The 20,916-nt window shown below is 74.3% G+C and carries 18 protein-coding genes; 8 read left to right on the forward strand and 10 right to left on the reverse strand.

The features are described 5' to 3' along the window. Positions 1-96: 96 nt before the first annotated feature. The gene (locus tag ACFWOG_RS11805; protein ID WP_355408099.1) at positions 97-567 is read right to left on the reverse strand and encodes an SsgA family sporulation/cell division regulator; all 471 of its coding nucleotides are present in this window, start codon (positions 565-567) and stop codon (positions 97-99) included. A 294-nt stretch (positions 568-861) separates the two neighbouring features. Between ACFWOG_RS11805 and ACFWOG_RS11810 the strand changes: the two genes are divergently transcribed. Then, entirely contained in the window at positions 862-2,526 is a 1,665-nt protein-coding gene (locus ACFWOG_RS11810; RefSeq protein WP_380357220.1) for an alpha/beta hydrolase, read from the forward strand. A 122-nt stretch (positions 2,527-2,648) separates the two neighbouring features. On the opposite strand, the gene ACFWOG_RS11815 is transcribed toward ACFWOG_RS11810, so the two are convergent. Together ACFWOG_RS11815 and ACFWOG_RS11820 are read right to left on the reverse strand one after the other, a co-directional pair. Further along, positions 2,649-3,446 carry an alpha/beta fold hydrolase gene (locus ACFWOG_RS11815; protein WP_329879183.1) on the reverse strand — a complete coding sequence of 266 codons (798 nt, stop codon included), beginning with the start codon at positions 3,444-3,446 and terminating at the stop codon, positions 2,649-2,651. A gap of 177 nt (positions 3,447-3,623) precedes the next feature. Further along, complete coding sequence (locus ACFWOG_RS11820) at positions 3,624-4,292, reverse strand: DUF4097 family beta strand repeat-containing protein (protein ID WP_380357222.1); 669 nt, start codon at positions 4,290-4,292, stop codon at positions 3,624-3,626. Between the two features lie 374 nt (positions 4,293-4,666). Between ACFWOG_RS11820 and ACFWOG_RS11825 the strand changes: the two genes are divergently transcribed. Then, the gene (locus ACFWOG_RS11825) at positions 4,667-5,083 is read left to right on the forward strand and encodes a hypothetical protein (protein ID WP_329879185.1); all 417 of its coding nucleotides are present in this window, start codon (positions 4,667-4,669) and stop codon (positions 5,081-5,083) included. 76 nt (positions 5,084-5,159) lie between these two features. Here the strand turns inward: ACFWOG_RS11825 and ACFWOG_RS11830 are convergent, their stop codons facing one another. Then, positions 5,160-6,065 (reverse strand): LysR family transcriptional regulator, encoded by a 906-nt coding sequence (locus ACFWOG_RS11830; RefSeq protein WP_329879186.1) that lies wholly within the window; start codon positions 6,063-6,065, stop codon positions 5,160-5,162. A 77-nt stretch (positions 6,066-6,142) separates the two neighbouring features. Between ACFWOG_RS11830 and ACFWOG_RS11835 the strand changes: the two genes are divergently transcribed. Together ACFWOG_RS11835 and ACFWOG_RS11840 are read left to right on the forward strand one after the other, a co-directional pair. Further along, a complete protein-coding gene (locus ACFWOG_RS11835; RefSeq protein WP_329952093.1) occupies positions 6,143-6,883 on the forward strand; it encodes a hypothetical protein in 741 nt (246 codons plus the stop codon). Beyond that, positions 6,880-7,557 carry an HD domain-containing protein gene (locus tag ACFWOG_RS11840; protein ID WP_329952092.1) on the forward strand — a complete coding sequence of 226 codons (678 nt, stop codon included), beginning with the start codon at positions 6,880-6,882 and terminating at the stop codon, positions 7,555-7,557. The genes ACFWOG_RS11835 and ACFWOG_RS11840 overlap by 4 nt, the downstream gene beginning before the upstream one ends. Before the next feature lie 117 nt (positions 7,558-7,674). Here the strand turns inward: ACFWOG_RS11840 and ACFWOG_RS11845 are convergent, their stop codons facing one another. The 3 genes from ACFWOG_RS11845 to ACFWOG_RS11855 all read right to left on the reverse strand — a co-directional run bounded on the left by ACFWOG_RS11845 (position 7,675) and on the right by ACFWOG_RS11855 (position 9,605). Continuing rightward, positions 7,675-8,208: a GNAT family N-acetyltransferase gene (locus tag ACFWOG_RS11845; protein ID WP_355408112.1), complete on the reverse strand. Its 534-nt coding sequence runs from the start codon at positions 8,206-8,208 to the stop codon at positions 7,675-7,677. A 75-nt stretch (positions 8,209-8,283) separates the two neighbouring features. Beyond that, positions 8,284-8,880: a dephospho-CoA kinase gene (gene coaE, locus ACFWOG_RS11850; protein WP_380357226.1), complete on the reverse strand. Its 597-nt coding sequence runs from the start codon at positions 8,878-8,880 to the stop codon at positions 8,284-8,286. Between the two features lie 83 nt (positions 8,881-8,963). Then, a complete protein-coding gene (locus ACFWOG_RS11855; protein ID WP_329879191.1) occupies positions 8,964-9,605 on the reverse strand; it encodes an MBL fold metallo-hydrolase in 642 nt (213 codons plus the stop codon). 83 nt (positions 9,606-9,688) lie between these two features. Between ACFWOG_RS11855 and ACFWOG_RS11860 the strand changes: the two genes are divergently transcribed. Beyond that, positions 9,689-10,729: an ATP-binding cassette domain-containing protein gene (locus tag ACFWOG_RS11860; protein ID WP_380357229.1), complete on the forward strand. Its 1,041-nt coding sequence runs from the start codon at positions 9,689-9,691 to the stop codon at positions 10,727-10,729. After that, positions 10,726-11,544: an ABC transporter permease gene (locus ACFWOG_RS11865; RefSeq protein ID WP_380357232.1), complete on the forward strand. Its 819-nt coding sequence runs from the start codon at positions 10,726-10,728 to the stop codon at positions 11,542-11,544. The genes ACFWOG_RS11860 and ACFWOG_RS11865 overlap by 4 nt, the downstream gene beginning before the upstream one ends. Before the next feature lie 29 nt (positions 11,545-11,573). On the opposite strand, the gene ACFWOG_RS11870 is transcribed toward ACFWOG_RS11865, so the two are convergent. Both ACFWOG_RS11870 and rpsA read right to left on the reverse strand, forming a co-directional pair. Further along, positions 11,574-13,847 carry an MMPL family transporter gene (locus ACFWOG_RS11870; RefSeq protein ID WP_380357235.1) on the reverse strand — a complete coding sequence of 758 codons (2,274 nt, stop codon included), beginning with the start codon at positions 13,845-13,847 and terminating at the stop codon, positions 11,574-11,576. Between the two features lie 249 nt (positions 13,848-14,096). Next, positions 14,097-15,587, reverse strand: coding sequence for a 30S ribosomal protein S1 (gene rpsA, locus ACFWOG_RS11875; protein ID WP_329879195.1), 1,491 nt, complete (start codon positions 15,585-15,587; stop codon positions 14,097-14,099). Between the two features lie 414 nt (positions 15,588-16,001). Between rpsA and ACFWOG_RS11880 the strand changes: the two genes are divergently transcribed. Both ACFWOG_RS11880 and hrpB read left to right on the forward strand, forming a co-directional pair. After that, entirely contained in the window at positions 16,002-16,946 is a 945-nt protein-coding gene (locus ACFWOG_RS11880; RefSeq protein WP_380357239.1) for a class I SAM-dependent methyltransferase, read from the forward strand. Between the two features lie 17 nt (positions 16,947-16,963). After that, positions 16,964-19,552, forward strand: a complete 2,589-nt coding sequence (gene hrpB / locus ACFWOG_RS11885; protein ID WP_380357242.1) for an ATP-dependent helicase HrpB — start codon at positions 16,964-16,966, stop codon at positions 19,550-19,552. A 142-nt stretch (positions 19,553-19,694) separates the two neighbouring features. Here hrpB and ACFWOG_RS11890 read toward each other — a convergent pair whose 3' ends face one another. After that, positions 19,695-20,891 carry a DUF3103 family protein gene (locus ACFWOG_RS11890; protein ID WP_380357245.1) on the reverse strand — a complete coding sequence of 399 codons (1,197 nt, stop codon included), beginning with the start codon at positions 20,889-20,891 and terminating at the stop codon, positions 19,695-19,697. Between the last annotated feature and the right edge of the window lie 25 nt (positions 20,892-20,916).

Raw genomic sequence — 20,916 nt, forward strand, 5'->3', positions numbered from 1 at the left:
GGTGCCGGCCGTGGCGACCGGGCACCGCGGGGCGGCCTTCGAGGTCCCCGGGGCCCTCCCCCCCCCCGGGGGGGGGACGGCCCCGGCGGCACCCGCTCACGGCCCCGGGGAGGCGGCTCCGCCGTCGCAGAGGCGGCGGAGCAGACCGTCCAGGTCGAGGTGGGCGGGTTCCCGGCCGGAGGGCACAAGGCTCTCGGTCCGGGCGAGGAAGGCCCTGACCCGTTCGGCCTGGGCACTCAGGACGACACTGCTGCCCTCGCCGGTGAGGGTGATGAGGACGGTCCCGGACCGTTCGCCGCCACCGGGGCGGACGGAGACGCTGCCGATGCCGGCCCGGTCGTGCAGGCCCGCCGCGAGGAGTTCTCGGGCGAAGACCCAGGTGATCGGCGTGGCCAGGTCGGTGTGGTTGTCCAGGAAGACGGCATAGGGATCGGCGGTGCGGTAGCGCAGCCGCGCGGGGACGGAGAGGGTCAGGCCGGGGCAGACGACCACCCGGAGGTCGAGGGCCGTCGCGCAGCCCTCCTCGGCGGCACGCTGGTCGGGGACGCGGGGGGTCTCGTACGTCATGACCGCCCCCGGACAGGAAGCCGGGTGACGGCTGGACGGGCGCCTACCGCAGGGCGGGCGCGCAGAATCGTTTCTTCAAGGGCGCCGCGACGGGCGGGGAAGTCAGGGCTCACGGCAGGAACAACGAGCCACATCGACTTCGGCAACCCACCCTGCACGAGGGATCGGTCCGCCGCCCGACGGGCGGGGCTCCGCCCCCGCACCTAGGCTGACGCCACGACGCAAGGCGCTCCGGACGAGGCGCTCACCGGACCGGGCACGCCCCCCACCCGCCGGTCCAGGAACGGAACCCCCATGCACCCTGTCGTACGCGCGGCCGGCGCGCTGGGCCTGGCCGCGGCGCTGCTCGCCCCGACGGCCTCCTGCGGGAGCGATGCCTCCGACGCCGGCTCGTCCGGCCCGGCCTCGCCGGCCTCCCCGCCGGCCTCGTCGCCCGCCCCGACCACCGCCACGACGCCTCCGGCCGCCGCGAGCGGCTCGACCCCACCGGCCACCCCACCGGCCACCGTCCCGCCCCTGCCCGCCGCGCTCACCGGCCAGCAGCTCACCTGGCAGACCTGCCCGGCCCCGTCCGTCGCCGAGGGCAGCGGCCCCGCCCCGGGCACCCCCTGGGAGTGCGCCACCCTGAAAGCCCCGCTCGACCACACCGCCCCGGACGGCCGGACCGTCGACCTCGCGCTGATCCGCGCCAAGGCCACCGGCCCGCAACCCCGGATCGGCTCCCTGATCTACAACTTCGGCGGCCCCGGCGGCTCCGGCATCACCACGCTGCCCGCCGCCGCGAAGGACTACGCCGACCTCAACACCCGCTACGACCTGGTGAGTTTCGACCCGCGCGGGGTCGGCAACAGCGCGGGCGTGACCTGCCTCGACGACCGGGCCACGGACGCCCTCGCCGGCGTCGACGGCACCCCCGACACCGACGACGAGGTCACGGCCCTGGACGCGTCCAACGCCCGCTACACCACCGCCTGCGAGCAGAACTCGGGCCCCGTCCTGCCGTTCGTCGACACCGTCTCCGCCGCCCGCGACCTGGACCTCCTGCGCCAGGTGCTCGGCGACCCGAAGACGCACTACTTCGGACTCAGCTACGGCACCGAACTGGGCGGCGTCTACGCACACCTGTACCCGCAGAACGTCGGACACCTGGTGATGGACGCCGTGGTCGACCCGACCAAGGACCCGGCGCAGTCCTCGCTCGGCCAGGCCAAGGGCTTCCAACTCGCCCTGGAGAACTTCATGAAGGCCTGCGCCGCCCAGGCCGGCACGTCCTGTCCGACCGGTGGGGGCGGAGCCGAGGGGACCGGGCGGATCACCGGCCTGCTCCGCAGCCTCGACGGCGCACCGCTGCCCACCGACGACGGCCGGCGGCTCACCCAGGACCTCGCCGTCACCGGCATCGCCGCCGCCCTGTACAGCCAACAGACGTGGAACGCCCTGGCCGTGGGCCTCCAGGAGGCCATGCAGGGGGGCACCGGCACCACCCTCCTGGCACTCGCCGACGCCTACCTCGGCCGCGACGCCCAGGGCCGCTACAACAATTCCGCCGCCGCCAACCGGGCCATCTCCTGCGCCGACGACAAGCAGCGCTACAGCGACGCCGACGTCCGGTCCGGGCTGCCGGAGTTCCGCCGGGCCTCGCCGGTGTTCGGCGAGTTCACCGCCTGGGGCCTGATCGGCTGCACGGGCTGGCCGGTGCCCGGACGGTCCGACCACCCCGAGGTGTCCGCCCCGGGCTCGGCCCCGATCCTCGTCGTCGGCAACACCGGCGACCCTGCCACCCCGTACGAGGGCGCGCGGGCGATGGCCCGCGAACTCGGCGCGGGCGTCGGCATCGGCATCACGCTGGAGGGCCAGGGCCACGGCGGCTACGACACCGGCAACCCCTGCCTGAAGCGGGCGGTCGACGGGTACCTGCTCGCCGACGAGGTCCCGGCCGACGGCACCGTCTGCCGGTAGCCCTCCTGCGGTATCCGTGGGCACTCCCGGTGCTCCCCTGTGCTCCCCGATGCTCCCGGTGCTCCCGGTGCTTCCGGTGCTTCTCGGAGCTTCTCGGCGGACCGGCGGGTCCGCGCCGTCGTTCAGGCGGCCGACGCGGCCAGCTCGCGCACCGCGTCGGCGACGGCCCGGAAGTCGTTGCGCAGGATCTTGGAGTGGTTGCTCGCGACCTTCGCACTGACGCGGATGTTGGGGTGACGGGCGAGCACCGGGTCGAGGTTCGAGCGGATCTGCTCCATCAACTTCGCTTCGCCGCCCAGGTTCCCGCCCGTGGCGAGCACGTACCGCACCTGCGCGGTCGCGCGCTCGAAGACCGGGTCGAGGACGGCGGGCGCGCAGAGCTCGTTGGCCTCGATGTTGATCTCGGCGTGCTGCGCGGCGCTCATCCGCGCGGCCATGCCGATCCGGCGGGCGACCGGGAACAGCGGGCTCATCCGGCGGAAGAGCTTCCGGATCTGCTCCCGGGCGGCGTCGTCGAGCCACTCGTGCGGCAGGGCGCCGTCCACCGGCACCACCCCCGCGACGCGGTCCGGGTTCCGGGCGGCCCAGTGCATCGCGATCATCGCACCGTAGGACCAGCCCACCAGGATCGGCCGCTCCACGCCCCTCGCTTCGAGGACGGCGTCGACGTCACGCAGGCACGCTTCGAAGGAGTAGTCCGCCGAACGCTCCGACCCGCCCCGGGCGCGCTCGTCGTAGGTGATGTGGCGGAAGTCGCCGCCGAGTTCGGCGATGACGCGGCGCCAGTGCGACTGGTCGGCGTAGGAGCCGTTGAGGTAGACGACGGGGCGGCCGGACCAGCCGGTGTCGGTCACGGCCAGGGCGGTGTCGTCGACCGACACCGTGCCGGTCCACACGGATTCCTTGAGGATCGTGGTCATTGCTCGTCTCTTCTTTCCGGGGTCGGAACGGATCGGCGGTGGTGGTGGACGGCGACGGCGCCGCAGGGGGTGGAGCGGGAAAGCCGTGGAGCGGGAGGCCCGTGGAGGCGCGGCCCGTGGAGGCGCGGCCCGTGGAGGCGCGGCCCGTGGAGGCGCGAACGGTGGGGGGCGTGCCGATCAGAGGCTGTGGGCGGTGATGTCGCCGTGGGCGGTGGTCGCGTGGATGGCCAGGTCGACGGTGCCACCGGTGTTCCGGAGCGCGTTGTGGATCCGGCCGTACCCGGTCCCGGCGTCCAGGGAGGCGGAGACGCCGCGCGCGGCGCCGACCTCGATCCCGCCGTACTCGGTGCGCAGGGTGACGGTGCCGTGGTGGGCCTCGGCGATGCGGAGGTCACCCTTCTGGGTGCTGATCTGCGCGGGGCCGCCGAGGCGGCCGACCGAGACGTCGCCGGCCTGCAGGGTGAGGCGGGCTCCGGCGGTCTCGTCGAGCTTGACCGCGGCCCGCGCGCCCTCGAAGGCGACGTCGCCGAGCCGTCCGACGCCCCGGAGTTCGGCGTCGGCGGCCTTGGCGTCGACCCGGGAGCCGGCGGGCAGCCGGACGGTCACCTCGACGGACCCGGAGGGGCCGAAGAACTGGTTCTTCGCCGGCGCGGCCTCGATCCGCAGGACGCCGTCGCGGTACTCGACCGCGGTCTGCTCCGCGGCCTTCACGTCGCGGCTCTTCGAGGGGTCCGCAGGGAGGATCTCGACCACGGTGTCGGCGCGGTCGGCGGCGATGAACCGGATGCGCCCCGCGGGGATGTCGAGGAGGGCGGAGACCGGGGCGGGGGTGTCGAACTTCTGCATGGTGCCTGTCCTTCGGCTCGTTGTTTCTGACAACGGAAAAGCTACGTTGCTTTCCAAGTTGCGGCAACAAGCTCATTGCGCAGAACATCAATCATCGCAGGTCAAAGGCAATTAATCGTTGCAAGAATCCTGGCAGCGAAAGCAACGACCGCCCGCCATTCGTTGCAATGAATTGGGCGTGAACGCCACGACGAGGGCGTCGGCGGCCCCGGCGGGGGCTGCGGCGCCCGGGGGCGGGACCGCCCGGCGGGAGCGTCGGCAGGCACCCCGGCGGCCGGCCGACCGCCCCACCCTGCGGAGATCGCCATCCCCCACCCCGGTGACCGGCCCCCGCCCGGCACGCCCTACCGTGGGCCCCGGAAAGGGGTACCGCCATGAGCGCCAACTCGCGACCACCGCAAGGAAACCTGGCCCTGCTCGACCCCTCGCGGCCGTTCGCCGAACGGGTCGCGGGGCTGGTCCGGGCCTGGGAGGACGACGGCCGGGCGGCCTACCGCCTGGTGGACGGGCGGGCCCTGCTCGCCCTGTACTGCTGGCATCTGGGCACCGCCCGCCCCGGCACCGGCGCGGACGCACCGGACGACCCGGCCACGGACTCCTACGTCACGGCCGCCTTCGCGGCGAACGGCGGCACCGCCGGCTGGGACGCGTTGCTCCGCGAACGCGCCACCTGCTCCTGCCACGGCCGGAGTTGGCGACTGGAGAACATCTCCGTCTGCCTCGGCTGCCTGGGGTACGTCTGCTACGAGACCCCCGGCCCGTGCTGTCCGGGAGCCGCCGTCGTCGGGTGAGACGACGGGATCCACCGCGCCGCCACTCACCGCGCCCCCCGCCGTCACCCTCTCACGCCGTCACGCGCTCACGCCGTCAGGCCCCGCGCTCTCGGACCTGCGCACCGCCGAGCAGTCGGGCCAGCTCGGCCGCCGGGCCCTCCGGCAGGCTGCCGTGGACCAGCTCCGTGCGGTGCACCAGCCGCGGCGCGCGGACGGGCACGGCCACCACGCCCGGGGCGCCGTCCAGGACCGACGCGGGAAGGACGGCGAGGCCGTGACCGGCGGCGACCAGGGCGAGCAGACCGCGGACGTCGGTCCCGAGGTAGCGGGCGGCGGGACGGAAGCCGTCGACGGCGGTCGCCGCCCGCAGCCGGGCCCCGGTCGGCGCCAGGCCGGGGGCGTCCAGCCAGCGGGCGGCGGACAGGTCGGCGAGCGAGAGGCCGGGCCGACCGGCCAGCGGATGGCCGGTCGGCAGGGCGACGGCGAGCGGCTGCTCGGCGACCGCGACGGTGCGCAGCGGGCCGACGTCGGGCAGCGGGAGCGGATCGCTGGGGGCGGCCGGGCCGTCGATCAGGGCGAGGTCCACCGCGCCGGTGGCCACCTCGGCGGGCAGCGCGTCCTGGGCGACCACCCGGACCGTCAGATCCGTCCGCGGGTACGCCCGGCGTACGTCGGCGAGCGCGCCCCCCAGGACCGCGCCGATCGCCAGCGGGGTCGCTCCGACCACCAGGCGGGCGCTCGGAGCGCCGACCAGGCGTGCGACGTCCGCGCGCGCCGCATCCAGCCGTAGCAGCAGGGAGGCGGCGTGCTCCAACAGCCGCGCGCCGGCCTCGGTCGGGGCGACCGGGCGGCGGGCGAGCACGGCGGCCCCGAGATCCGCCTCCAGCGCGGCGATCTGCTGGGAGACGGCGGACTGCGTGTAGCCGAGCTCGCGGGCGGCCTCGGAGAAGGAGCCCAGCCGGACCACCGTGACGAAGGTGCGCAGCTGCTGCGGGTCCACCTGGCATCAGTCCTTCTAATCGACGGGTAAGGAATCATCGTTGGCACTGATGTGGCAACGCGGGCCAGGATAGCCGCATGACCTACCGCACCCCCCGGCTCGCCCTGGTCGGCGACCGCTCCCCCGCCGTCCGCTCGCACGCCCGGATCCCCGGGCTGCTCGACGTGCTCGCCACCCGCGAGCAGCTCGTGCTGGACGCCTACTGGATCCCCACCGAGGACGCCGTGGCCCCCGGCGCCCTCGACGGCTTCGACGCGATCTGGCTGCTGCCCGGCAGCCCGTACCGCAGCGAGGCGGGCGCGGTGGCCGCCGTCCGCACCGCCCGCGAGCACCGCATCCCCTTCCTCGGCACCTGCGCCGGCTTCCAGCACGCCGTGCTGGAGTACGCGCGCGACGTCTGCGGCCTCGGCTCCGCCGCGCACGGCGAGAGCCACCCGGAGGAGGAGGATCAGGTGATCGTGCCGCTCACCTGTTCCCTGGTCGGACACGAGGGCGCCGTGCACATCACGTCCGGCTCGCTCGCCGAGCGCGTCCTCGGCACCACCCGCACCCTGGAGCGGTACCACTGCGCGTACGGGCTGAACGACGCCTACCTGGAGCAGCTGCGCACGCACGGGCTGCGGTTCAGCGGCGTGGACGACTCGGGCGAGCTGCGGATCCTCGAACTGCCCGGGCACGAACACCCGTTCTTCCTCGCCTCGCTGTTCCAGCCCGAGCTGGCCGGGGACGGCACCCAGGTCCACCCGATGATCCGGGCCCTGGCCACCGCCGCCGTCGGCCACGCCGCCACCCCCCGGACCGAAGGAGCGAACGCATGACCACCGACCCCACCGGCAGCGCCGACCACACCACCGGCGCCGCCGAGATCGCCGGGGTGGCGATCCCCGACAGCCGGCTCGCCGTCGAGGCCACCGAGCTCGTCCGGGACACCTCCACCGAGCTGCTCTACCACCACTCGCGCCGGGTCTACCTGTTCGGCGCCCTCCAGGGCCACCGCCGCGGGCTCGCCTTCGACCCCGAGCTGCTCTACCTCGCCGCGATGTTCCACGACGTCGGCCTCGCTCCCGAGCACCGCTCGTCCGGCCGCCGGTTCGAGGTCGACGGCGCCGAGGCGGCCGCCGCGTTCCTCCGCGCCCGCCAGGTGCCGGAACAGCGGGTCCGGCTGGTCTGGGAGGCGATCGCCCTGCACACCACGCCCGGTGTTCCGGAGTACCTGGAGCCGGAGATCGCGCTCACCACGGCCGGTGTGGAGCTGGACGTGCTCGGCATCGGCTACCACGACCTGCCCGCCGGGGCCCGGGACGCGGTGGTCGCCGCCCACCCCCGGCCGGACTTCAAGCGCGGCATCCTGCGTGCCTTCCACGAGGGCATCGCGCCCAAGCCGGAGACGGCGTTCGGGAACGTCAAGGCCGACGTGCTGGCCCGGTTCAGCCCGGGGTTCGAGCGGACCGACTTCGTCGACGTGATCGAGGGCTCCGACTGGCCCGAGTGAGCCACCGGCCCCGGCCGGACGCGGCCCGGCGCACTGACACACCGGCCGCACCGGCCGCACCGCCTGCCCGGGCCGCACCGCCCGGCCGGGCTGCCCGGGCCGCACCGGTCGCCCGGGTCACATCGGCAGCGAGCGCAGCCGGACGGGCCCCTCCGGCCACTCGGTCCCCGCGGCCAGCGGGGTCCACATGGTCCGCAGCGGCATGAGGGCGACCCGCCCTTCGGGCTGCTCCACGTGGACGTCCGCCAGCAGCTCCCGCCAGCCGAGCCGCCGGTAGACCGGGACCAGCGGCGGCCGGCAGAACAGCAGCGCACGGCGGTGGCCCAGCGTCCGCGCGTGGTTCAGGGCCGCGCCGACCACCGCGCGCGCCAGGCCCCGCCCCCGCAGCTCGGCGGCGACGGCGACCCCGCCGACGCCCATCACCTCCAGGTCCACGCCGCCCACCGTCAGCGGCAGCCGGAGCAGCCCGGTGTGGGCGACGAGTCGGCCGTCCTCCACCGCCCGTACGCCGAAGTGGACCTCCTTGGGCAGCCAGGTGAGCCCGGTGTCCGCGACCCCGTACGGGTCGGGGCCGTCGCCGAGGATCTCGGCCTGTTCGGGCGGGCCGTACCGGTCGAGGGTCACGACCGTCGGAGCTATGTGATCAGCCATTACTCCATGATCTGCGCCGCACCGACGGTCTGACCAGATCGGATTCGATCAGATCCGGTCAGATTCAGTCAGAAGTCAGGCGTGACGCGCCTTCAGTTCCGACCAGACGTCAGCGACCCGCGGCGCCAGGTCCGTCAGCGGGCCGCTGTTGTCGATCACGACGTCGGCGATCGCCAGCCGGTCGGCCCGGCTCGCCTGGGCCGCCATCCGGGCCCGCGCCTCCTCCTCGGCCATGCCGCGCAGGCGGACCAGCCGGTCGATCCGCACACCGTCCTCCGCATCGACCACGATCACCAGGTCGTAGAGCGGGGCGAGGCCGTTCTCGGCGAGGAGCGGGACGTCGTGCACCACCACCGCGTCCGGGGAGGCGGCCGCCTCCAGCTCCGCCGACCGCGCCCGCACCAGCGGATGGACGATCGCGTTCAGCGCCGCGAGCCGCTCCGGGTCGGCGAAGACGATCGCCCCGAGCGCCGGCCGGTCCAGCGAACCGTCCGCCGCCAGCACGCCCACGCCGAACTCGGCGGCCACGGCCTTGAGTCCGCCCGTCCCGGGGGCGACCACCTCGCGGGCGATCACGTCGGAGTCCACGATCACCGCGCCGTGGGCGGCCAGCAGCCGCGACACCTCGCTCTTGCCGGCGCCGATGCCGCCCGTCAGTCCGATCTTCAGCATGGCGCCAGGCTACCGGCGCGTCCGTGCCCTCTGGCAAGTACGAGCCGGGGAGCCGTTGCCGTCCGACGGGTACCGGCGACGCCTCACCCCAGGTCCGCGCTCTCCCCCTCGCCCAGCGTGCGAAGCTCCGCGCCCGTCCCCGGCCCGCCCGCCCCCACCAGACGGGTGTGCACCGCCAGCCCCGCCGGGCTGAGCAGCGCGTCGTGCACCGGCACCACCCGCGGGGCCCCGGTCTCCCGGACGTAGTCGATCAGCTCGCCGACCTTGGTCCACGGCGCGGCGAACGGCAGCAGCAGCGTCTCCACCGGGTGCGGCGGCACGGTCAGCGCGTCCCCCGGGTGGAAGACCCGGCCGTCGAAGAGGAAGCCGACGTTCCCGATCCGGGGGATCTCCGGGTGGATCACCGCGTGCCACTCGCCGTGCACGCTCACCCCGATCCCGCCGACCTCGAACGCGTCGCCCTCCCCCACCACCGTGACCCTCGACGCCACGCCGTCCAGCTGGCGCGCCACCGCCGCGTTCGTCCAGACCCGCAGCGCCGGATCCGCCTCCAGCGCCGCCCGCAGCCGGGCCTCCTCGAAGTGGTCCACGTGCTCGTGGGTGATCAGCACCGCGTCCGCCCCCACCACCGCGGCCGGATCGGTGAACGATCCCGGGTCGACGACGACGGCCGCCCCCTCGTGCTCCAGACGTACACAGGCGTGCCCGAACTTGGTCAGTCGCATGGGCAGAACAGTACGACCTGACCGACCCTGGAAGGGTGTGCGCCCTCACCCGGACGCACACCCACAAGTCGGGAGGTCCGGCCATGACCGACGCAATCCGGGCGGAAGGCCTGGTCAAACGGTTCAAGGAGACCCAGGCGCTGGCGGGCGTCGACCTGGTCGCCAGATCCGGCACCGTCCTCGGCCTGCTCGGCCCCAACGGTGCCGGCAAGACCACCGCCGTCCGGATCTTCGCCACCCTGCTGCGTCCCGACGGCGGACGCGCCCTGGTCGGCGGGCACGACGTGGTCCGCGAGGCCGGCCGGGTCCGCGCCCTGCTCGGGCTCACCGGCCAGTACGCCGCCGTCGACGAGAACCTCAGCGGCACCGAGAACCTGCTGATGATCGGGCGCCTGCTCGGCCTGAGCCGCCCGGAGGCCCGCGCCCGGGCGGCCGAACTGCTCGAACGCTTCCGGCTCGGCGACGCGGCCGGGCGCGCCGCCAAGGGCTACTCCGGAGGGATGCGCCGCCGACTCGACCTCGCCGCCAGCCTGGTCGGCCGGCCCCGCATCCTCTTCCTCGACGAGCCGACCACCGGCCTCGACCCGCACAGCCGCGGCGAGGTGTGGGAGCTGCTGCGCGGCCTGGTCTCCGAGGGGGTCACCGCACTGCTCACCACCCAGTACCTCGACGAGGCGGACCGGCTCGCCGACGAGATCGTCGTCATCGACAAGGGCCGGGTGATCGCCGGCGGCACCCCGGACGAGCTGAAGGACCGCACCGGCGGCCAGGTGCTGGAACTGCGCCCGGTCCGCCCCGACGACCTCGACCGGGCCCACGCCCTGATCGGCGAGGCGGCCGGCCCGCAGACCCGGATCGAGGGCGGGGCCGTCACGGCGCCGGTCAACGACCCCGAGCTGATGCCCGCCGTGGTCCGCCGGCTGGACGCCGCCGGGATCGCCGTCGGCGAGCTGGCACTGCGCCGCTCCAGCCTGGACGAGGTCTTCCTCGCCCTCACCGGGCACCGGGCCGAACCCGCGTCCTCCCCCACCGGGGACGCCGAGCAGGGCGACGGCCGGCCGGGCGCAGGGCCGGGGGACACCGGCCGCAACGACTCCTACGAGCAGGCCGGGAGGCCGTCATGACCGCCGTCCTCACCGACCGGGCCGCCTCCCCCGCCCCCGGATCCGGCCGGGTCCGGCCCCTCGCCGCGCTCCAGCAGACCGCCACCATGGCCTGGCGCAGCCTGGTCTCCGTCAAGCACAACCCCCTGGAACTGGTCGACTTCAGCGTCACGCCGATCATGTTCGTGCTGCTGTTCACCTACGTCCTGGGCGGCCAGATGGCCGGCTCCCCGCAGGCGTACCTGCAGTACGCGCTGGCCGGGATCATCTGCCAGAACGCCCTCTTCACCACCATGTACACGGCCATGTCGCTCAACTCCGACCTGACCAAGGGCGTCTTCGACCGGCTGCGCAGCCTGCCGATCGCCCGCTCGGCGCCGCTGCTCGGGCGGATCGCCGCCGACCTGTGCAAGCAGCTCTGGGCGATGCTGCTGATGATCGGCCTGGGCACGCTGATGGGGTTCGACCTGACCGAGGGGATCCCCGGGCTCGTCGCGGCGGCGGCGCTGCTGCTCGTCTTCACGGGCGCGTTCTCCTGGGGCGCCGTCCTGATCGGGATGCTGGCGGGCGACGCCGAGAAGGTCCAGGTCTTCGCGTTCGTGCTGATCTTCCCGCTCACCTTCACCAGCAGCGCCTTCGTCCAGGTCGACACCATGCCGGGCTGGCTCCAGGCCTGGGTGAACGTGAATCCGGTCACCCATCTGGCGGACGCCTTCCGCGGGCTGCTCACCGGCGGGCCGGTGGCCGGGCCGGTGCTCTGGTCGCTCGCCTGGGCGGCGGGCATCGCGGCGGTGTTCGTCCCGCTGTCGATGCGCGCCTACCGCGCGCGCAGTTGAGCGCGCCCGCCGGACGCCCGCCGGACGCCCTAGGAACCGACCGGCGCCAGGCCCGGTTCAACCGCGGCCTCGGGCGCGAACGCCGACGTGGCCTCTGCCGCGGGCGCGGGCGTGCCGCGCGGCGCAGGCAGGACGGCCGGCTCGATGGCGGGCAGGTCGACGTGCTCGCTCAGCCCGAACCGGTCGTGCAGGCGGCGCAGCGGAGCCGGGGCCCACCAGTTGAACTCGCCGAAGAAGCTCATCGTGGCGGGGACGAGCAGGCAGCGGACCAGGGTGGCGTCCACCGCCACGGCGACGGCCAGCGCGATGCCCATCTGCTTGACCATCAGCATGTCGCCGAGGGCGAAGCCGGCGAAGACGATGACCATCAGCAGCGCCGCCGAGGTGATGATCCGACCGCTGCGCTGGACGCCGAGCTCCACGGCCCGGGTACAGCTGTGGCCCTTGTCACGCAGCTCCTTGATCCGGGCCAGCAGGAAGACCTCGTAGTCCATCGAGAGCCCGAAGGCGAACGCGAAGACCAGCACCGGGATGAACGTCTCCAGACCCCCGGTGGGGCTGAAGCCGAGCAGTCCGCTGAACCAGCCGTCCTGGAAGACCAGGGTGAGCGCGCCGAGCGAGGCGCCCAGCGAGAGCAGGTTCATCAGGAGGGCCTTGACCGGCATCACCACCGAGCCGGTCATCAGGAAGAGCAGGATCAGCGTGCCCAGCGCGACCAGGCCGAGCGCGATCGGGCCCCGGGTGAGCAGTTCGTGCCGGAAGTCGACCACCGAGGCGGCGCCGCCGGTGACGTGGGTGGTGAGCCCGCCCCGGTCGGCGCGCAGCTCCTCGACCACCTGCTTGGCCTGTCCGCCCTGGGGGTCTCCGTGCACCAGCACGTCGATGGTGGAGACCGTGTCGCTCACCGGCGTCACCGCCCGCACGCCGCTGACGCCGGGGATCTTTGCCACCACGTCGTCCGCGTACGCCTGGGCGACCGGTGCGCCGCCCTCGACGACGACGGTGACCGGAGCGGGCGAGGCCTGCGGGAAGCGCTGGTCGACGGTGTCGGCGACCTGGCGGCCGGCCGAGGAGTGCGGCAGCACCGCGGCGCCGGAGTTGCGCATGTCGGCGTGGAGGAAGGGGGCCCCAGCGGCCATCAGCAGCGCGGTGCAGGCGAGGGCGACGGGGACCGCGCGCTTGCGGACCCGACGAACGGTGCGGCTGAAGAAGCCCTCGTCGGGGACGGGCGTGGTGGGTGTCTTGATCCGGCGGCCGGCGAAGCCGAGCAGTGCGGGGATCAGGGTGAGGGCGGCGGCGACGGCGATCACCACCACGCTCACGCCCGCGGCGGCGACGGCCCCGAGCACGGGGCTGGTGAAGACGAAGAGGCCGGCGAGGGCCACGGCGACGGTCAGTCCGGAGAAGGCGACGGTCCGGCCGGCGGTGGCCGCGGTCCGTTCGACGGCGGCGGCGATCGACGCTCCGTGCCCGCGTTCCTCGCGGAAACGATTCACCATGAGCAGCGCGTAGTCGATGGACAGACCGAGGCCGAGCACGGTGGCGATCGGCAGCACGCTGGTGTCGATGTCCATGATCTTGCTGAAGCCGAACATGGCCAGCAGGGCGCCGCCCACCGAGGCGACCGCGCCGATCACCGGGAGGCTGGCGGCGGCGAGGCCGCCGAAGACCAGCACCATCACGACCAGGGTGACCGGCAGGGTGACGATCTCGCCGAACCGGGTGTCCTTCTCGGTCTGCTTCTTGACCTCGTCCTGGAGCACGAGGTCCCCGCCGACGGTCACCTCGGCACCGTCGGCCCGGACGGCCGCGAGGCGCTGGGTGACGGCGGTGGTCTGTGCGGCGGTGCTGGTGTCGGCCATCCGCACCGAGACCAGGCTCGCCGTGCCGTCGGCCGAGCGCAGCGCGGCGGCGCCCGGGCCGGAGCCGTACGCGTCGACGGCCGAGGAGACCCCGGGGAGGACGGCGATCTCGGCGGTGGCGCGGGTGACGGCGTCCCGGACGGCCGGGTCGTCCACGGGCTTCCCGTCCACCACGGCGGTGACGGTTCCCCTGGCCGGGTCGGCGGCGGTGACCACCGCGCCGCCGCGGTCGGCCTCCGAGCTCGCCGAGGCGGCGCCGGCCACCGAACCCTCGAAGACCCGCCCGCCGATCAGCACGCCTATGACCAGGATGACCGCCCAGAAACCGAGTACCCAGCGCCGGTGCCGGAAGCAGAACCGGCCGAGGGCGGCAAGACGCCCGTCGACCCTGGGGTCGTCGGCCGTACGGAAGGCGGGAGTCACTGCGGTGCTACGGCGCATGTGCGGGGGGTGCCTAGCGTGTGGGGCCGGGTGAGCGACCCGTCGGGCAACTCATCCCAAGGTAGGGCCTTGGTCCCGAATCACCCATAGCGGTCCGATGAGCCCCTCATCACAAAATTCCTTCACATAAGGAACAAATAAACGGCACCCCCGTGCGCCGCCGGAAAAGCGACGAACCCCACCCGGAGACCGGGTGGGGTTCGTCGGTGACGCTATGCGCTAGTGAGAACCAGCGGCAGGATCAGAGCTTCAGCTCTGGCCGCCGGCCAGCTTCTCGCGCAGGGCGGCCAGGGCCTCGTCCGAGGCGAGAGCGCCGGAGCCCTCGTCGCTGCTGGACGAGTAGGAGCCACCGGCCGCAGCGGCGACGGCGTCGCCACCCTCGGCAGCGGCCTCCGCGTCGGCCTCGCGGCTCTTGATGACCTGGGCCTGGTGCTGCTCGAAGCGGGTCTGGGCCTCGGCGTACTGCCGCTCCCACTCCTCGCGCTGCTTCTCGAAGCCGGACAGCCAGTCGTTCGCCTCGGGGTCGAAGCCCTCCGGGTAGATGTAGTTGCCCTGGTCGTCGTACGAGGCGGCCATGCCGTACAGGGTCGGGTCGAACTCGACCTCGGCCGGGTTGGCACCCAGCGCCTCGTTGGCCTGCTTGAGCGACAGGCTGATGCGACGACGCTCCAGGTCGATGTCGATGACCTTGACGAAGATCTCGTCGCCGACCTGGACGACCTGCTCCGGGATCTCCACGTGGCGCTCGGCCAGCTCGGAGATGTGGACCAGGCCCTCGATGCCCTCGTCCACGCGGACGAACGCACCGAACGGAACCAGCTTCGTGACCTTACCCGGAACGACCTGGCCGATCTGGTGGGTACGGGCGAACTGCTGCCACGGGTCCTCCTGGGTCGCCTTCAGCGACAGGGAGACGCGCTCGCGGTCCATGTCCACGTCGAGAACCTCGACGGTGACCTCCTGGCCGACCTCGACGACCTCGGACGGGTGGTCGATGTGCTTCCAGGACAGCTCGGAGACGTGGACCAGGCCGTCGACGCCACCCAGGTCCACGAAGGCACCGAAGTTGACGATCGAGGAGACGACGCCGGAGCGCACCTGGCCCTTCTGCAGGGTGGTGAGGAAGGTCTGGCGGACCTCGCTCTGGGTCTGCTCCAGCCAGGCACGGCGGGACAGGACCACGTTGTTGCGGTTCTTGTCCAGCTCGATGATCTTGGCCTCGAGCTCCTTGCCCACGTAGGGCTGGAGGTCGCGGACGCGGCGCATCTCGACGAGCGAGGCGGGGAGGAAGCCGCGGAGGCCGATGTCGAGGATGAGACCACCCTTGACGACCTCGATGACGGTACCGGTGACGATCCCGTCCTCTTCCTTGATCTTCTCGATCGTGCCCCAGGCACGCTCGTACTGAGCGCGCTTCTTGGACAGGATGAGACGACCCTCCTTGTCCTCCTTCTGGAGAACCAGGGCCTCGATGTTGTCGCCGACGGCGACGACCTCGTGCGGGTCGACGTCGTGCTTGATCGACAGCTCGCGGGACGGGATGACGCCCTCGGTCTTGTAACCGATGTCGAGGAGGACCTCGTCACGGTCGACCTTCACGATGACGCCCTCGACGATGTCGCCATCGTTGAAGTACTTGATGGTCTCGTCGATCGCGGCCAGGAACGCCTCGGCGTCGCCGATGTCGTTGAGCGCGACCTGCGGGGTGGTGCTGAGGGAGGAGTCGGTGGGGCTCGTCATTAGGAAAAGGGCTCCGGTGCGGACATGAAAGTCGTAGGTAATGCCACGCGGAGGGCCCGTATCGCTCCCACCGAAAGCCGGACAGCCAAGAACACGGCGCACCGGAAAACCCGAGAACGGGAGATCGGCGTCCGTCTTGCGACCGTGGGGTCTTCGACAGATGCGAGCGCGACCTGCTCCGTCTGAGGCGCGCAGGCCCGCAGCGCAACTTGTAGCATACGGGGACGGCCAGGCACGGTCAACGCCAAGGGCGTCAAGACGGTGGAGCCCGGCACGGAACAGGCCATATCCTCCGATTGCGCACCTCATGGGTGGCGGCCGCAGGGAGTCCTTCCCCGGATGCCACCGCCGGGACCCAGACCCTTACGGGCCGGTTCGCGGCAGCGGCGCTTCCGCAGAATCACACCCTACGCGATGGGCCTTGTCACCGTGACCGCCACCCCCCGCCCCGAGCTGCCCGAGCCCGTCCGCCACGCCGCCGGACCCGGCCCGGACGGTCTCCACGACCTCGACGACCCCGCCGGCCCCGGCGCCCACTCCGACGCGGACGATCTTGACGAGGACGGCGACGACGCGGTAAGGCGCTCCGCCGGCACCGGCGAGAGCAGCCGGGCCAGCCGGCACTGGTGGGACCGCAACGCCGACGAGTACCAGGACGAGCACGGCGCGTTCCTCGGCGACGACCGGTTCACCTGGTGCCCCGAGGGCCTGGACGAGGCGGACGCCCGCCTGCTCGGCGACGTGGCCGGCCGCACCGTCCTGGAACTCGGCGCCGGCGCCGCCCAGTGCTCACGCTGGCTGGCCGGCCGCGGCGCCCGCCCCGTCGCCCTCGACATCTCGTACCGCCAACTCCAGCACTCGCTGCGGATCGACCTCTCCCGCGGCACCGCGCCGGTCCCCGTCGTCCAGGCCGACGCCGCCGTCCTGCCGTTCGCCGACGCCTCCTTCGACCTCGCCTGCTCCGCCTACGGCGCCGTCCCGTTCAGCGCCGACACCGCCGCCCTGATGCGCGAGGTCCACCGGGTGCTCCGGCCCGGCGGCCGCTGGGTCTTCTCGGTGACCCACCCGATCCGCTGGGCCTTCCCCGACGAGCCCGGCGTCGAGGGCCTGACCGCCGTCTCCCCGTACTTCGACCGCACCCCGTACGTCGAACAGGACGAGCAGGGCCGCGCCACCTACGTCGAGCACCACCGCACGCTCGGCGACCGGGTCCGCGAACTGGTCGCCGCCGGTTTCCGGCTGCTCGACCTGGTCGAGCCGGAGTGGCCGGACGCGCACGAGCAGGAGTGGGGCGGCTGGTCGCCGCTGCGCGGACGGCTGATCCCCGGCACGGCGATCTTCGTCGCCGAGCGCGGCTGACCGGGACCGCGCGGCCGATGAACCCCGCCTGGCGCGAACTGCCCGTCCGTACCGCCCTGCCCTCCCTCCACCGCGCCCTCGACGGCCACGGCGCCGCGGTGCTCGCCGCCCCGCCCGGCACCGGCAAGACCACCCTGGTGCCGCTCGCCCTCGCCGGGCTCGTCGACACCGGGGAGGCCGCCGCACCGCCCGCCCGCCGGGTCCTGGTCGCCGAACCGCGACGGCTCGCCGTCCGGGCCGCCGCCCGCCGGATGGCCTGGCTGCTCGGTTCAGCCGTCGGCGAGACCGTCGGGTACACCGTGCGCGGCGACCGCCGGGTCGGCCCCCGGACGGTGGTCGAGGTGGTCACCACCGGCGTGCTGCTCCAGCGGCTCCAACGCGACCAGGAACTGCCCGGCGTCGACGTCGTCGTCCTCGACGAGTGCCACGAACGCCACCTCGACGCCGACACCGCGCTCGCCTTCCTGCTCGACGTCCGGGCCGCGCTCCGCCCCGAGCTGCGGATCGTCTGCGCCTCCGCGACCTCCGACACCGGGGCCTGGGCCCGGCTGCTGGACGACGCCCCCGTCGTCGAGGCGCACGGCGTCTCGCACCCCGTCGAGACGGTCTGGGCCCCGCCCCCACGGGCCGTCCGCCCCGCCCACGGCACCCGGGTCGACTTCGCGCTGCTCGACCACGTCGCCGCCACCGTCCGCCGCGCACTCGCCGAGAAGGACGGCGACGTGCTCTGCTTCCTGCCCGGCGTCGGCGAGATCGCCCGGGTCGCCGGGCTGCTCGACGGCGCGCCCGCTGAGGTGCTCCAACTCCACGGCCGCGCCCCGCAGCCCGTGCAGGACGCGGCGCTGGCCGCCGGCGACCGGCGCCGGGTCGTGCTCGCCACCGCCGTCGCCGAGTCCTCCCTCACCGTGCCCGGCGTGCGGATCGTGGTGGACGCCGGGCTGGCCCGCGAACCGCGCACCGACCACGCGCGCGGGCTCGCCGCCCTGGTCACCGTCCGCGCCTCGCTCGCCGCCGCCCGCCAGCGCGCCGGCCGCGCCGGCCGCGAGGCCCCCGGCACCGTCTACCGCTGCTGGGCCGAGGCCGAGGACGCCCTCGCCGCACGCTTCCCCACCCCCGAGATCGCCCTCGCCGACCTCACCCCGTTCGCCCTCCAGGCCGCCTGCTGGGGCGATCCGGACGCCACCGGGCTCGCCCTGCCCGACGCCCCGCCCGCCGGGGCGATGGCCGCCGCCCGGCAGACCCTGCAGGCCCTCGGCGCGGTCGACGCCGACGGCCGCGCGACCCCGCGCGGCGTCCGGCTCGCCCGCACCGGCCTGCACCCCCGGCTCGCCCGCGCGCTCGTCGACGGCGCCCCGCTGGTCGGCGCCGACCGGGCCGCCGAGGTGGTCGCCCTGCTCTCCGAGGAACCGCCCCGCCCCCTCGGCGACGACCTCGGCGCCGTCCTGCGCACCGTCCGCGGCGGCCGGGACCCCTACGCCGGCCGCTGGCGCGAGGAGGTCCGCCGCCTGCGCCGCGGGACCGGCGGCGACGGCGCGGGCGCCGGGAGCCCGCAGAACCCGCCGGGCACGCCGGGCACGCCGGGCACGCCGGGCTCGTCCCTCCCCGACGCGGCCGCCACCGGGCTGGTGGTGGCCCTGGCCTTCCCCGAACGGATCGCCCGGGCCCGGGTCGAGAAGCCCGAACCCGGAACCCGCAGCCCCTACCTGATGGCCTCCGGCACCGCCGCCGAACTCGCCCCCGGCACGGCACTGGGCGGCGTCCCGTGGCTGGCCGTGGCCGCCGCCGACCGCCCGGCCGGCTCACCGTCCGCGCGGGTCCTGCACGCCGCCGCGCTCGACGAGGGGACCGCCAGGCTGGCCGGCGCGCCCCTGCTCGCCTCCCGCGAGGAGGTGCACTGGGACGTCAGGCGCCGGGAGGTGACCGCCCGGCGGGTGGAGTCACTGGGCGCCGTCGAACTCGCCGCCGAGCCCCTCGGCCGACCCGCACCGGCGCTGGTGCGGACCGCGTTGCTGGAAGGACTGTCCCGCGAGGGCGTCGGCGCCCTGCTCGGCTGGCCCGCCGGAGCGGCCGGACTGCGCGAGCGGCTGGCGTTCCTGCACACCGCGCTCGGCGAACCCTGGCCGGACGTCTCCGACGAGGCGCTGCTGGCCGCCGCCGAGGAGTGGCTGGAGCCCGAACTCTCCCGCGCCCGGCGGCGTTCCGACCTCGCCCGGATCGACACCGCCGCCGCCCTGCAACGCCTCCTGCCCTGGGCGAGCGGCGCGGCCGGGCGGCTGGACGAGCTGGCGCCGGAACGGATCACCGTCCCGTCCGGCTCCCGGATCCGGGTCGACTACAGCGGCGAACGCCCGGTGCTGGCGGTCAAGTTGCAGGAACTCTTCGGCTGGGCGGCGGCCCCGGCGCTGGCCGGCGGACGCGTACCGCTCACCGTCCACCTGCTCTCCCCCGCCGGACGCCCGGCCGCCGTCACCGGGGACCTCGCCACCTTCTGGCGCGACGGCTACCGCGCCGTCCGCGCCGACCTGCGCGGCCGCTACCCCCGCCACCCCTGGCCGGAGGACCCGACCACGGCCGAACCGACCAGGCGCACCAACGCCCGGCGCTGAGCCGGTCGGTGCGCCACACGTCCGGGTGCGTCGCCCGTCCGGTGTGCCGCGCGCGGCGGGCGGTGGCACCGGACGCACCACGCGCACCGGACGGCCGCCCGCGGGGACGCACCCCCACGGACGGCCGTCCGCCGCGGCCGGGTCAGGACTGCTGGACGAAGTACGGCTCGACGGTCATCCAGCCGTTGCCGCGCGCCCCGTTGAGGCGGCCCGACGAAGCCCGGGCGAGGGTGTACCAGGACTCCACGTAGTCCGGGTCGTCGGTCCACCAGGAACCGGGCAGCGCCGCCAGGACGGCGTTGACCAGCGGGATGTAGGCGCCCTGGTCGGCGATGGTGAGCAGGACGGCGGCGATCGCCTGGGCGAGCGCCAGGTAGTTGGTGTCACCGTCGTCCTCCATCAGGACGACATCGGCCAGGTTGTACTTGTAGGACGACCAGTTCACCAGGATCTGGTTCGGGTAGTACACCGTGCCGTCGTACTGGAGGTACGGCATCGCGACCGAGTCGACCTTGACCTTGCCGTCCTGGCCGAAGCCGGTCACCAGGCTGAACATCTCGGCGGCGCCCTTGAACCAGGGCTCCTCGTCGTCGGACACCTCGATGCCACTGATCTTGGTGGCCCACCAGCCACCGGCGGCCTGCGCCGAGGCCGGAACGGCCGGAACGGCCGCCACCGCGCCGGGAGCCGCTGCGCCCGGACCGGCGGTCCCGAGACCGAGCGCGCCGAACTCCCCCTGGAGGACGGCGATCCCGGCGGCCAGCGTCCTGGCCGTGTCGATGTCGACCAGGTAGACCGGCTGCCCGGGCACCGTCGCGGCGTCGAGGACGTGCAGGCGGCCGGCGGCGTCGTAGGCGCGGACGGTGCGGGCGTGGTCGTCGGCGACGGCGGTGGCCACCAGCGGCGCCGCCCCCGCGTCCAGGGCGGCCCGCATCGACGGATCGGCCAACTGGACCCGCAGCAGCGGGCCGAGGCCGGCGCCGAGGCCCTTGGCCGTGGCGATGGCGCGGTCCGCCTGCGCGGCGGTGGCCGCGAGCCCGCGGGCGGCGGGGCCCTGGGCGGCGGCGGCCAGCGGGCCGAGCTCGGCGGCGCCGCCCGGGGCGGTCGCGGTCGCGGACCGCAGCCGCTCACGCAGTGCGGCGTCGGTGAGGGAGGTGGCCAGGGTGCGGGCGACCTCGTCCTCGATCGCGGACACCCGGGTGGCGGACGCGGGTGCGGGTGCGGTGGGGGCGGAGGCCGGAACAGGGGCGGGGGCGGCCACGGCCTGACCCGCGCCGAGCGCGAGCAGGGGCAGGGCCGCGAGCGCCACGACGGCGCGCCGCATGCGGGGCTGGGGCATGAGGGGATCTCCAGACTCGTCGGGT

This window comes from Kitasatospora sp. NPDC058406 (genome assembly GCF_042722765.1).
GTDB lineage: Bacteria > Actinomycetota > Actinomycetes > Streptomycetales > Streptomycetaceae > Kitasatospora.